Origin of the sequence: Thiomicrospira sp. (assembly GCF_036568485.1) — a bacterium.
Lineage (GTDB): Bacteria > Pseudomonadota > Gammaproteobacteria > Thiomicrospirales > Thiomicrospiraceae > Thiomicrospira.
The window spans coordinates 55,947-68,615 of sequence record NZ_DATCSL010000008.1 but is presented as its reverse complement, the minus strand read 5'-3'; the positions used below and the strand labels follow the sequence as shown (position 1 = coordinate 68,615).

Genomic DNA, 12,669 nt, shown 5'->3' with positions numbered 1-12,669 from the left:
TATTGAAAAGGTTGAAAAGATGTCATTGATTAAAGAAATCAAAGCACGCCAGATCATCGACTCACGTGGTAATCCTACGGTTGAGACAGATGTGATTTTAGAATGTGGATCTATGGGACGCGCAGCTTCACCCTCTGGTGCGTCAACAGGGTCTCGTGAGGCCATTGAATTACGTGATGGCGACAAGTCTAAGTATTTAGGCAAAGGCGTTTTAAATGCCGTCAATAACATTAACACTGAAATCCGTACAGCCTTAATTGGCCAAGAAGCTACGGCTCAAGCCAAAATCGACCAGATTATGATTGATCTTGACGGTACACATAACAAAGCACGTTTGGGTGCAAACGCGATTTTAGCCGTGTCTATGGCGGTTGCAAAAGCGGCAGCCGCTTCAAAAGGCCAAGCCTTGTTTGAATACCTAAAAAATGACGATTACCGTATGCCGGTTCCAATGATGAATATCATTAACGGTGGTGAGCATGCTGATAACAGCGTGGATTTTCAAGAATTTATGATCATGCCAGTTGGCGCGCCAAGCTTGTCAGAGGCGTTACGTTATGGTGCCGAAGTTTTCCATACCTTGAAAAAAGTATTGCATGACAAGGGTTATAATACGGCTGTAGGCGACGAGGGCGGTTTTGCCCCGGACCTTAAGTCTAATGAAGAAGCGATTACCGTTATTCTAGAAGCAATTGAAAAAGCCGGTTATGTCGCTGGTAAAGATATTATGATTGCATTAGATGTGGCAGCGAGTGAAATCTACAAAGGCGGCAACTATGTGTTGGCCTCTGAAGGTCGTACCTTGAGCAGTGCTGAAATGGTTGATTTCTATGCTGACTGGTGTGAACGTTACCCAATTATCTCAATCGAAGATGGTTTTGATGAAAGTGATTGGGACGGTTTCAAAATGCAAACTGAAAAACTGGGCAAAAAAGTTCAGTTGGTCGGCGACGACTTGTTTGTCACCAACACCAAGATTCTAAAAGAAGGTATCGATAAAGGCATTGCCAACTCAATTCTAATTAAAGTAAACCAGATCGGTACGCTGACTGAAACCATGAACGCGATTCAAATGGCAAAAGACGCGGGTTATACAGCGGTTATTTCACATCGTTCGGGTGAAACGGAAGATGCAACTATTGCGGACATCGCGGTGGCGACGGGTGCGGGTCAAATTAAAACTGGCTCTATGTCACGTTCTGACCGTATTGCTAAGTACAACCAGTTGCTACGTATCGAAGAAGCTTTAGGTGACAAGGCCGTTTACCCTGGCATGTCTGCGTTTTATAACCTAAAGTAAATCGGTAAGGACGGATGAGAGTATTTTTAATCATTCTCACTGTCTTACTGTTTCTATCTCTGGCTCGTCTACTGTCTTCTAATGGCGGTTTAGGCGAGCTTCTTTCTTTACAGTCACGTCTGGCTGAAATCGAAACACAAGTGGAAACGCGTCAAAACACTAACGCATTACTTAAGCAGGAAGTGTTGGACTTACAATCGGGCGATACCGCAATTGAAACCATTGCACGTCAACGTTTAGGCATGGTGGCAGAAGGTGAGGTATTTGTTCAGCTTCTTGAGCTTAAACCCAGTAATATTGTCGCACCATCTCCTGATCAATCGGCCACTCCGGTGATTGAGAACCCTCAGCCTATCAATCGTATTGTTACTGATTGAGTCTTTGCTAGCACCAGGCCTGGTGTCTGTGTTCATTTCTATCTTAAAATTAATGCGCTTTGAGCATGATGTAAACCGCACCTGTTCCGCCGTCTTTTTGCTGTGCACTGCAAAAAGCGATAATAGATGATAGGCCCCTAAGGTTTTGATTTACTAAGTTTTTCAGTGCAGGGTAGTCGGTATCTGAATTATAACCCTTGCCATGAATGATTAAGGCAAATCGATATTTAGCCTGGTAAGCCTGTTGAACAAACTGTAATAAACGTTGTTGCGCGACGTCTTCGGTATCGCCATGTAAATCCAAACGAGCTTGAATATGGAATTCGCCTTTTCGAAGCCGACTCAAATCTTGAGGGCGTACACCTTTTTTGTGAAATAGTAGGCTTTGGTGAGCGCTGACGGCCTCTACTAATTCGATATTTTCAGGTTCTATTAGCTCAATATGTCTTTTTTTAGACCGTTTGACTTTTAATTTAGGCCGCGCTAGTTCAGCTTTTTTTGACCTGTTAATAGGCAATACGCCTTCAATTGCTTGCGCAAATAGTAATTTGTCTTCTTCTGACAGCTTAGACACTTTATAATCCTTACTCATTCAAATTATATTTTAAAGGATATAAGAGCTATGCGCATCTTGTTATCGAATGATGATGGCTATCTTGCGCCGGGTATTCAAACCTTGTTTGATGCGCTCATTAATCATGCCTCCGTTGATGACTTAGTATTAATTGCGCCGGATCGTAATCGCAGTGCAGCCAGCAACTCCTTAACCCTATTGGATCCATTGCGTATTACTCAGCATCAACCAAAAGTATATAGTGTGAATGGTACACCAACGGATTGCGTGCACCTCGGTATTAATGGCGCGTTGTCTTATCGAGCTGACATGGTGGTGTCTGGCATAAATAACGGTGCAAACATGGGGGACGACGTTTTATATTCCGGCACCGTCGCCGCCGCAACGGAAGGCCGATTTCTAGGCAAGCCTTCGATTGCAGTCTCACTTTGTGGAGACAGGCATTTTGCCAGCGCGGCTAAAATCGTGGCGAACTTGTTAGAAGACCTGCATACCCAAGACTTAGATGCCAACACCATTATTAATATTAATGTGCCGGATTTACCTTTTGAGCAGATAAAAGGCGTAAAAGTCACGCGCCTAGGCAAACGCCATGCTTCTGAGCCGGTGGTGAAAGGAGTGGACCCTAGAGGTGGCCAGATGTACTGGATTGGCCCAGCCGGGAGTGCGGCTGATGCGGGTGAAGGTACCGACTTTCATGCGGTGGCTTCCGGCTACGTATCGGTTACGCCGTTGCAAATTGATTTAACGCACCACACTATGTTGAATACTATGCATCAATGGATAGATAAAAAATGGCCCATCTCGCAGTAGATTTGACTCAAAAACCCATTTACCCGACAGCTGAATTTGAGCAGTTTCAAGGGGTGGGTTTGACCTCTCAGAGAACACGAGATCGGTTAATTTCACGCTTAATGGCCTTAGGTATTCAAGATGCTGAAGTTTTAAAGGTGATGCGTGTCGTCCCCAGGCATTTGTTTGTTGATGAAGCTCTGGCCGGACAAGCTTATGAAGATACCGCGTTGCCGGTCGGTTATGGTCAGACTATCTCGCAGCCTTGGGTGGTCGCGATGATGACCAGTTGGATTCGAGCGGGTCGACCTTTGCGTAAGGTGTTGGATATTGGCACCGGATCGGGTTATCAAGCCGCTATTTTGTCCTTATTAGCTGATAAAGTTTATAGTGTTGAGCGCATTGCACCTCTGCAGATTCGCGCTCAGCAAGTTTTGAAAAAATTAGGTTTAACCAATATTGAGTTTGATATCAGTGATGGCCATTGGGGGTGGCAGCAAAAATTGCCTTTTGATGCGATTTTGTGTGCGGCCGCACCGGAAAAGCTTCCAGAAAGCTTGTTAGACCAATTACATGAAGGTGGGCGTTTGGTCTTGCCAATTGGCAAAGAGGTTCAGATGTTAAAGGGGTATGAAAAAACCTCAACTGGTGTCAAAGAAAGTTTTTTAGGAGAAGTGATGTTTGTACCATTAAAAACTGGGGTGGAAGTGTGAGATTATTTGGCCCTTTATATGATTTAACCCTGCGTTGGTCTAAACACCCCAAAGCCCCTTGGTATTTAAGTGGGATGAGTTTTGCTGAATCTTCATTTTTTCCCATTCCCCCTGATGTTATGTTGATGCCGATGAGTTTGGCGCAACCCAATAAGGCCTTATGTTTTGCTTGGCTTACTACGCTTTTCTCGACCTTAGGTGGGTTGTTAGGTTATTTGATTGGCATGTTATTGCTGGAGTCGGTTTGGCCGTTTATTGTGTCGGCGGGTTATGAACATCATTATCATCAAATCGTTGAGTTTTTTGACCTTTATGGCGTCTGGATTGTATTTGTCGCCGGTTTTAGTCCTTTACCCTATAAAATGTTTACTATTAGTGCTGGGGCCACGGGTATGGCGTTAGTGCCATTTTTATTGGCTTCATTAGTTGGTCGGGGCGCACGTTTCTTTTTGGTGGCTTGGCTAATGAAGTGGGGCGGGCCGCGTTACGAACCGATGATTAGACGTTGGGTTGAATGGTTGGGTTGGGCCTTTGTGGTATTAGTGATTTTGTATATTGTGTTAAGGTAAAGTTAATGTTTAGAGTGTTGTTGATTGCTTTGATTTCCATCAGTTTATTTGGCTGCGGTCAGACGCCGCGTAGTTATTTGCAAGCTGATCAAAGTTATCAATCCAATCCTTTAAACCAAAATGCCGGTAAATGTAAGTCGGGTCATTATGTGGTCGCGAAAGGCGATACTTTGAGCCAAGTCGCGGTACGTTGTCAGGTTAGCTTTAATGCACTCGCAAAAAAGAACAGTATTTTCCCACCTTATGTACTGTACCCGGGCCAAGAACTAAGTCTGCCTGATAAAGCGGCTAAGCCTTCAGTTACGGTGCAGAAGCCGGATTGGCTATGGCCGGTTGAACATTTTGATAAGTTTGATTATGTGAAGGATTCAGCGGGGATTACCGGCCTAAATATCTACTCTGAAACAGGCAGTTTAGTTAAAACCGTTGATGCCGGCGAAGTTGTGTTTGCTGATAACAGTGTCAGTAATTTCGGCTTAATGGTGATTATTCGTCACGAGAATGGCTATTTAACCGTTTATGCACACAATCAACGTTTACAGGTGAAAGAAGGCCAAATCGTCAAGCGTGGTGAGGTGATTGCCAACTTAGGGCGTTCCGGTTCAACGGATTTACCTAAATTGTATTTTGAAGCGCGTTTACATGGTCGAAAAGTAGCGGCTGAAGGTTTGTTGAAACAGCCATAGTGCGGCTTAGATTTTTACTTTAACGATTTGTTTTATAAATTGTTTTTAAGTTTATTTAAAGCGGTTTCAAAGGTTAGTTAAATATTAATCCCAGCACGACTTCACGATCTTCTGTGGTGAGTACGTTATAGGTTCGACAAGCTGAGGCATTGTTCATAACTTCTAAACTGACACCGTTTTGTGCACACAAGCCAAAAATCTCAGCTGAAGGAAATTGCTGAGTTTCACCCGTACCTAAGATCAACACTTCCGGTGAAAAGTCTAAAAGCTGCTGTATTTTTTCAGGGGTTAATTCGTCTAAACTTTTAACCGCCCAATCTGGGTTGAGATTTTGTTGAGTAATAATGCAACTAGTTTGGTAATCCTGGTTATTAACGGATACCAGGCCTGGTGCATAGCGGTTAATCATGTTGATTTTCGGGTCGCGATGTTCGGTAAATTTCATTCGATGCTTCTTTTATAAGTGAAGTCTCTATTTAATCCTAGTTTTACCCGAAATTCAATTGACGAATCTAATAGATTCTGTATCATTTATCGGCTTAATAACGTCATTTTGACCATCAAATTTTTAAACAATCTCGCAATTTTTGCAGCAATCTTGAAAAGGCCTTTTTCGTGACTAGCGAATTTCAAAGAATCAAACGTCTACCACCTTACGTGTTTAATATTGTTGGCGAACTAAAAGCTGAAGCTCGTCGTCGTGGCGAAGATATTATCGACTTCGGTATGGGGAACCCAGATCAGGATACACCTAAGCATATCGTCGACAAACTGGTTGAAGTGGTTCAGCGTGAAGGCACGCACCGCTATTCCGTTTCGCAAGGGATTCCGCGTTTACGTAAGGCAATTTGTAATTGGTATAAAACCCGTTTTGATGTGGATTTAGATGCCGACAAAGAAGCGGTCGTGACGATTGGTTCGAAAGAAGGCTTGGCGCACTTGGCTTTAGCGACGGTCGAGCAGGGTGATACCGTATTAGTGCCGAACCCGGCTTACCCGATTCACCCTTACGGCTTTGTGATTGCGGGTGCGGATATTCGTCATGTTGAAATGTCACCTAATGTCGATTTTTTTGAAGAGTTGCAAAAGGCGATTCAAGATTCTTGGCCCAAACCTAAAATGTTGGTACTGAACTTTCCTGGCAATCCAACCACTCAAACGGTTGATTTGGCCTTTTTTGAGCGAGTGATTGAAATCGCCAAAGAACACAATATTTGGGTAATTCACGATTTGGCTTATGCCGACATCGTATTTGACGGTTATGTTGCGCCATCGATTATGCAGGTTGAAGGTGCAAAAGATATTGCAGTTGAATTTTACACCTTATCAAAAAGCTATAACATGCCAGGCTGGCGTGTTGGCTTTATGGTGGGTAATCCCACTTTAGTCAACGCGCTTAAACGCATGAAATCTTACTTGGATTACGGCACCTTTACGCCGATTCAGGTGGCGGCGATTGCAGCGTTAGAAGGCCCGCAAGATTGTGTGCAAGAAATTTGCGACATGTACAAATTACGTCGCGATGTACTTTGCCAAGGATTAAATGCGATTGGTTGGGAAGTGGAATACCCTAAAGCCACCATGTTCTTATGGGCACCGATTCCAGAAGCTTATCGTGAATTGGGCTCAATTGAGTTTTCTAAAAAACTCTTGATTGAAGCCAAGGTTGCCGTGTCACCGGGGATTGGTTTCGGTACTTATGGTGATGGTCATGTACGCTTCAGTTTAATTGAAAATGAACACCGTACCCGTCAAGCCATTCGGGGAATTCGTGAGATGTTCAAAAAAGACGGCTTGATTCAAGGAGTATAGTTTGAAGGCAATAACACTAGGACTTTTAGGGCTAGGCACGGTTGGTAGTGGATTAGTTAACATTTTACGTACCAGTTCAACCGAAATCGAACGTCGCTTAGGTAAGCGTTTTGAGATTGGCAGTATTGCGGTTAGAGACTTAAATCGACCTCGTCGAATTGATACCCAAGATATTCCGTTAACCGATGATCCGTTTGAGGTGGTGCAAAACCCAAATATTCAAGTTGTCGTTGAATTAATGGGCGGCACAACTTTGGCACGTGATTTGGTCGAGCAAGCGATCAAAAATGGCAAACACATTGTGACCGCAAACAAAGCTATGATTGCGTTACACGGTAATGAGCTATTTGAATTGGCCGAAAAGCATCAGGTACAAATTTATTACGAAGCCTCTGTGGCTGGTGGTATTCCAATTATCAAAGCCTTACGTGAAGGTTTAGCGGGTAACCAGATTGACTGGTTAGCGGGCATTATTAATGGCACGGGCAACTACATTTTGACTGAAATGAAAAAGCCCAACGCCGACTTTGCCGCCGTATTAAAAACTGCTCAAGACTTAGGTTATGCTGAAGCCGATCCAACTTATGATGTTGAGGGCATTGATGCGGCGCATAAGTTGACGATTTTAGCGTCACTCGCATTTGGTATCGAACTGAGTTATTCGCGCGTTTATACCGAAGGGATTAGTCATATTACTGGCGACGATGTGCGCTTCGCTAATCTATTTGGCTATGAAATCAAACACTTGGGTATTGCGAGTCGTGGTGACGATAATGGGTTCTCACTGCGCGTTCATCCAACCTTAGTGCCTAAGAAGGTATTATTGGCGGATGTTAACGGTGTTATGAACGCGGTATTGATTCACGGCAACCATGTGGGTTCGACCATGTATTACGGTGCCGGTGCCGGTGGTGGCGCGACCGCTTCAGCGGTGATGGCGGATTTGATGGACTTAACTCGTTGCTGGGATGCGCCATTTGATGCCCATGTACCAGGCCTAGGTTATCAAGCCGACGCGATTTTTAAAGACGCCAATATTATGTCGATTGATGATATTGACACCGCGTTTTATGTGCGTTTTATGGTTAAGGACCAACCGGGTGTGTTGGCGCGTTTATCGCAAACTTTGGCCGACTGCAATATCAGTATTGAGCATCTGCACCAAGAACCGATCGGCGATGAGCCTGAGTTTGCCTTGGTGGTATTAACCACGAATGTGGTTAATGAAGGACAGTTTGGTGAAGCTTTAGCGGTGCTGGAAGGTCTGGACGATGTAGAAGGCAAAATCACCAAAATCCGCGTTAGCGATTTTTGAGGGACTCAAACGTGACCAACCAGGCCGTGACTTTATGGATTCCTGGATTACTTGATCATTTTCAACCCGACCACCAGGCCTGGTGGTCGGGTTCTGCTTTTCAAACGTTGCTTAATAAAGCGGATGTTTACCCCCTTAAACCCTACAGCTTTATTGAACGCGCCAGTCAACTTTTCCACCAACCACAAACACTCAGTGCTGCGGCGACCATGGCTTCCGTTGAACTAACTGATTTCGACCCGCAGGCTTTTTGGTTAAAAGTCGATCCGGTTCAAATGATTCCTGATCGCGATACCTTAGTATTGGTTTCGGCTCAAGATCTCGACATTACACAAGCCGAGTCACAAGCTTTGTTGGACGCATTTAACCAGCATTTTGCCCAAGATGGTGTCAAGCTCGAGTGGGGCGCGAATGATTCCTGGTATATGCAATTGCCGCAAGCGATCGATCTGCAAACCACCGATCTGGCGCAAGCCAATTATCGCAACTTACACGGCCTTTATCCAAGTGGCCATGCTGGAGCTTATTGGCGAACTTTAATGAATGAAGTTCAAATGTTGTTTTATCAGCATCCGGTTAATCTGGCGCGCCGTGAAGTTGGACAAGCTGAAATTAACAGTGTTTGGGTGTGGGGTGAAGGCCAAGTTAAGCTAGATAATATTCAAATGCGCCCACAAGCGAAAATTTGGGGTCACCATGCTTATTTAAAAGGCCTAGCAAATTTGGCCCAAGCTCAGTTTCAGAAAACACCAAGTGACCACCAGGCCTGGTGCTTGGATAGAACACAGCAAGCGCATTTTATAACGCTGGATTTAAAGCATTTAATGAAACCGGATACAGAGACTACAGACAATCAACTGCTGTTGAATCTTGAGAAAGATTGGATGCAGGGCTTGTTGGAGGATCTTAAGCAAGCTCGTATTCATTCGTTGTTTATTGATTTAGGTGGTACCAAAGGCTTCTTAATTGAACCTTCACATTTACGTCGTTTTTGGCGACGCTGGCGCAATCCACTTAAATCCTAGTCAAAGCACTTAGAGCACATGAATTTAGCGATTGAGCGGGTTTTTGGTATAATCCGCGCATTATTTTGAAACCTGGCGGATTCGTCAGCACCCAAGGCAAGAACTCATGAATTTTATAGAAACACGCGGTAACGACGGTCAATTCCCAAAAGAAGTGACGTTTTCACAAGCCATTCTAAGCCCAATGTCTTCGTTTGGTGGGCTTTATTCACCCAAAAGCTTACCTATGTTGGGTTTGGAGTTTTTAAAGACCCACTTAAACTCAAATTATAAAACCCTAGCTAAAGCGGTATTGGCTGAATTTGAAGTCGACATTGATCAAGCGGTAATTGATCAAGCGGTGGCGCTTTATGATCAGTTTGATGATCCGGCCAATCCAGTACCAGTGGTTAAAGTGCGTGATGATTTGTTTGTCAGTGAGCTTTATCACGGCCCAACCCGTGCGTTTAAAGATATGGCGTTACAACCTTTTGGTACGGTGTTGTCTGCGGTGGCGCAAAAACGCAATGAAAAATTCCTAATCCTAGCTGCGACCAGCGGCGATACCGGTCCAGCTGCGTTGGATACCTTCCGTAATAAACCAAATGTACAAGTGGTTTGTATGTATCCAGACGGCGGCACCTCAGACGTACAGCGTTTGCAGATGGTGACCGAAACCGGCGAAAATTTAAAAGTAATCGGCATTAAAGGCGATTTTGATGATGCGCAAACCGCGTTGAAATCTTTATTGGTTTCAACCAGTTTCCGCGATACGTTAAAGCAGCAGGGTGTGCAGGTTTCGGCGGCTAACTCGGTCAACTTTGGACGTATTATTTTCCAAACCATTTACCATATCCACAGTTATCTAGAATTGGTTCGACAGCAAGAAATTAACTTGGGTGATAAGGTTTATTTAGATGTACCGAGTGGCAACTTTGGTAATGCGTTAGGCGGGTATTATGCTTATAAAATGGGCTTACCGGTCGAGAAAATCTTAATTGCCTCTAATCAAAATAATGTTTTAACCCAGTTTATTGAGCAAGGTAAATACGATTTAAGAGAGAGTAGTGTGATCGCTACCACTTCGCCCGCGATGGATATTTTAAAATCATCTAATATCGAACGTATTTTGTTTGATTTATTTGGTGCCGAACGCACGAAAGAACTCATGTTGGCGTTGGATAAAGATAAGTTTTATCAACTGACAACCGATGAATTAGCAACGGTTCAACGTATTTTTGCCGCCGACTTTTGTACCAACCAGGAAGGTCAAGACTACATTAAACAAGCCTATGAAGACGGCTATTTGATGGACCCACATACCGCAACCTGTTTAAAAGTCTACGATACCAAACGTGATCAAAAGCTCAAAACCATTGCTTATTCGACTGCGGAATGGACTAAGTTTTCACCCGTGATTGCCAAAACCCTGTTTGGTGGTGAAATAAGTACAGATATTGATGCGTTAAAACGTATTGCTGATAAAGGTCAAATTCCAATTCCGCAGCAAATTTCACGTTTATTTGATTTGCCGGCGACTCAAGACAAGGTGATTGATAAGCAGAATATCGAAAGTGAGATTTTAAGTTTCTTTAAATAACTGAATAGTCACTATTTATAAAAAACCGCAGGCGAAGCGATTCTCCTGTGGTTTTTTTATGGCTTGAATAGATCAAAGTGCAGGGTTATTAAACTTTAAAAGCAAACTGTAAACGCAACTGCAGAGAAGTCCGTCCCATATATTGGTTTAAAGTCGGCTGATAAACACACTCAATCCAATCGTTTTGCTTGTAAGGTAAAGTTTGTTGGCTATCATCCAGTGCACCAAAGTAAATCGCTTTTAGGGGTGAGCGACTGTTTTCGGGTACTAAACGTAAGCTTAAATGAGTTTGAGTTTGACCAATCTGTTTAATATCCAAAATTTTAAAACGACCATTAAATTGAGGCTGCGGCCACTCTCGGCCGTAGGGTTCGAGTCGTTCAAGTTCATCTATTAACTCTGGTGTAAATAGATGGGCCTCTAGTTCGCCGTCTGTTTCAACTAAAGGACTAGGCGTGGTATCCCCTAATTGCTGTTGTGCGGCTTCTTCTAACCCCTGCTGAAAGATCTCAAAATCGGCCAGATTAATCTGACAGCCCGCCGCGCCTTTATGACCACCTTTGGCTAAAAATAAACCGGGATGTTGTGCCTCTATCCAATTAAAGGCACGAATTAAATCAAATTCCGGCACTATGCCGCGTCCGCTGCCAGCTAAGGTACCATCATTTAAGTCGGTCATGGCCACGCAAGGTAAACCAAATTTCTCACCGACTCGGGTGGCGACAATACCTTGAATCCCGGCATTACCCTCTAATGAAATCGCCAAACTAAAGCGTTGGTCGTGGTACAGCTCATGGGCTTTTTGCATGGCTTGTTGCATCAAGCCTTCTTGTTGTTGGCGACGCTCTTGATTGTCGGTTTCCAGTTGTTGAAGGTGCAACCAGGCCTGGTCGATATTATCGGCATTTAAAAAGTGAAAGGCTTGGGTCACATCATTGACACGGCTAGCCGCATTAATGCGTGAGGCGACTTGAAAAGCTAAAAATTCAGCATTGTAAGGGCGATCTGAATTGTTATTTAGTTTACGAAATGCTTGCCATGCCGGGTGCTCGAATTGATTAATTTGTTGTAAGCCGGCTAATACAATCGCGCGGTTATTTGGGCTTTTTAAGCTCACGCTATCGGCAATGGTGCCGAGTGCGACATGCAAGGTTAAGTCTTTTAAAGAGGGCGCATCCTTGGGTAAAACACCGCGCTGTATCAACTCGTTACGAACTTGGGTCATGACCAAGAAAATCACAAAACAACCCGCAATGGTTTTATCGTATTCACAACCAGTTTGTTGTGGGTTGACGGTACAGGTGGCGCTGGCGGGCGGGCCTTCAGCAGGAATGTTGTGATGATCGGTGACACAGACTTTGATACCGGCTTGTGCCAAACGTTCGATACGTGGCTGATCACTTGAACCTTGATCGGCTGAGATGACCAAGTCTACCTTTTGTTCTAAGCTTAAAATTTCATCACACATTTCATCGGTAATGCCGTAGCCGTTTTTGCGTTCACCAATTAAATGAATCACCCTTGCCGGATTGACATCAAAGTGATCAATCAGTGCACGATAGGCTACCCAAGCCGAAGTGACGCCGTCGGTATCATAATCGGTTGCTAACACGATTAGTCCGTCGCTTTCAATCGCATCGGCAATCAGTTGGGCCGCATATTGCGAGTTTTTCAGTTGACTAGGGTGTTGCAGGTGCTTGAGTTGTGGCCAAATGATGGCTTCCATTTGTTCAGCTGAATCTAAACGCTGGGCGACCAAGCGTGCTTGCAAATCTGTTAAACCAAGTGTTTTAGCGGTTTCAAAAACATTTTGGTTGAATGGACGTTGTTTAATACGTGGCGGCTTGAGCATGAGCGAATATAGGTCAGTTATTGTAGGCACTGCATTTTAACAGACCTAGCCGGGTCGGCGAGTGCTTTTAGAATG

13 protein-coding genes are annotated in these 12,669 nt (G+C 44.1%); 10 read left to right on the top strand and 3 right to left on the bottom strand.

Annotated elements, in window-relative coordinates; genetic code table 11:
- Positions 1-19 precede the first annotated feature (19 nt).
- Complete coding sequence (gene eno, locus VIM91_RS01060; protein ID WP_331862987.1) at positions 20-1,300, top strand: phosphopyruvate hydratase; 1,281 nt, start codon at positions 20-22, stop codon at positions 1,298-1,300.
- 14 nt (positions 1,301-1,314) lie between these two features.
- Positions 1,315-1,677, top strand: coding sequence for an FtsB family cell division protein (locus VIM91_RS01055; protein WP_331862986.1), 363 nt, complete (start codon positions 1,315-1,317; stop codon positions 1,675-1,677).
- Positions 1,678-1,726: 49 nt separating this feature from the next.
- Here VIM91_RS01055 and VIM91_RS01050 read toward each other — a convergent pair whose 3' ends face one another.
- Entirely contained in the window at positions 1,727-2,251 is a 525-nt protein-coding gene (locus tag VIM91_RS01050; protein WP_331862985.1) for a Smr/MutS family protein, read from the bottom strand.
- Positions 2,252-2,299: 48 nt separating this feature from the next.
- On the opposite strand from VIM91_RS01050, the gene surE reads away from it, so the two are divergent.
- The 4 genes from surE to VIM91_RS01030 are packed head-to-tail and all read left to right on the top strand — an operon-like array spanning position 2,300 to position 5,011.
- Positions 2,300-3,064: a 5'/3'-nucleotidase SurE gene (gene surE, locus VIM91_RS01045; protein ID WP_331862984.1), complete on the top strand. Its 765-nt coding sequence runs from the start codon at positions 2,300-2,302 to the stop codon at positions 3,062-3,064.
- Complete coding sequence (locus VIM91_RS01040) at positions 3,046-3,756, top strand: protein-L-isoaspartate(D-aspartate) O-methyltransferase (protein ID WP_331862983.1); 711 nt, start codon at positions 3,046-3,048, stop codon at positions 3,754-3,756. Before surE ends, VIM91_RS01040 begins: the two co-directional genes overlap by 19 nt.
- The gene (locus VIM91_RS01035; protein ID WP_331862982.1) at positions 3,753-4,325 is read left to right on the top strand and encodes a YqaA family protein; all 573 of its coding nucleotides are present in this window, start codon (positions 3,753-3,755) and stop codon (positions 4,323-4,325) included. The genes VIM91_RS01040 and VIM91_RS01035 overlap by 4 nt, the downstream gene beginning before the upstream one ends.
- Before the next feature lie 5 nt (positions 4,326-4,330).
- Positions 4,331-5,011: a LysM peptidoglycan-binding domain-containing M23 family metallopeptidase gene (locus VIM91_RS01030; protein WP_331862981.1), complete on the top strand. Its 681-nt coding sequence runs from the start codon at positions 4,331-4,333 to the stop codon at positions 5,009-5,011.
- A gap of 73 nt (positions 5,012-5,084) precedes the next feature.
- On the opposite strand, the gene VIM91_RS01025 is transcribed toward VIM91_RS01030, so the two are convergent.
- A complete protein-coding gene (locus VIM91_RS01025; protein ID WP_331862980.1) occupies positions 5,085-5,456 on the bottom strand; it encodes an Mth938-like domain-containing protein in 372 nt (123 codons plus the stop codon).
- A gap of 170 nt (positions 5,457-5,626) precedes the next feature.
- Between VIM91_RS01025 and alaC the strand changes: the two genes are divergently transcribed.
- The 4 genes from alaC to thrC all read left to right on the top strand — a co-directional run bounded on the left by alaC (position 5,627) and on the right by thrC (position 10,742).
- A complete protein-coding gene (gene alaC / locus VIM91_RS01020; RefSeq protein WP_331862979.1) occupies positions 5,627-6,823 on the top strand; it encodes an alanine transaminase in 1,197 nt (398 codons plus the stop codon).
- 1 nt (position 6,824) lies between these two features.
- Positions 6,825-8,138, top strand: coding sequence for a homoserine dehydrogenase (locus VIM91_RS01015; protein WP_331862978.1), 1,314 nt, complete (start codon positions 6,825-6,827; stop codon positions 8,136-8,138).
- 11 nt (positions 8,139-8,149) lie between these two features.
- Positions 8,150-9,163: a hypothetical protein gene (locus tag VIM91_RS01010; protein WP_331862977.1), complete on the top strand. Its 1,014-nt coding sequence runs from the start codon at positions 8,150-8,152 to the stop codon at positions 9,161-9,163.
- A gap of 106 nt (positions 9,164-9,269) precedes the next feature.
- Entirely contained in the window at positions 9,270-10,742 is a 1,473-nt protein-coding gene (thrC, locus tag VIM91_RS01005; protein ID WP_331862976.1) for a threonine synthase, read from the top strand.
- Positions 10,743-10,830: 88 nt separating this feature from the next.
- Here the strand turns inward: thrC and VIM91_RS01000 are convergent, their stop codons facing one another.
- Positions 10,831-12,624 carry a single-stranded-DNA-specific exonuclease RecJ gene (locus VIM91_RS01000; protein ID WP_331862975.1) on the bottom strand — a complete coding sequence of 598 codons (1,794 nt, stop codon included), beginning with the start codon at positions 12,622-12,624 and terminating at the stop codon, positions 10,831-10,833.
- Between the last annotated feature and the right edge of the window lie 45 nt (positions 12,625-12,669).

Excerpts from the sequence above, each read along its gene's own strand:
- eno (WP_331862987.1), top strand. The coding sequence starts at position 20 with ATGTCATTGATTAAAGAAATCAAAGCACGCCAGATCATCGACTCACGT.
- VIM91_RS01055 (WP_331862986.1), top strand. The coding sequence starts at position 1,315 with ATGAGAGTATTTTTAATCATTCTCACTGTCTTACTGTTTCTATCTCTG.
- surE (WP_331862984.1), top strand. The coding sequence starts at position 2,300 with ATGCGCATCTTGTTATCGAATGATGATGGCTATCTTGCGCCGGGTATT.
- VIM91_RS01040 (WP_331862983.1), top strand. The coding sequence starts at position 3,046 with ATGGCCCATCTCGCAGTAGATTTGACTCAAAAACCCATTTACCCGACA.
- VIM91_RS01030 (WP_331862981.1), top strand. The coding sequence starts at position 4,331 with ATGTTTAGAGTGTTGTTGATTGCTTTGATTTCCATCAGTTTATTTGGC.
- VIM91_RS01025 (WP_331862980.1), bottom strand. The coding sequence starts at position 5,456 with ATGAAATTTACCGAACATCGCGACCCGAAAATCAACATGATTAACCGC.
- thrC (WP_331862976.1), top strand. The coding sequence starts at position 9,270 with ATGAATTTTATAGAAACACGCGGTAACGACGGTCAATTCCCAAAAGAA.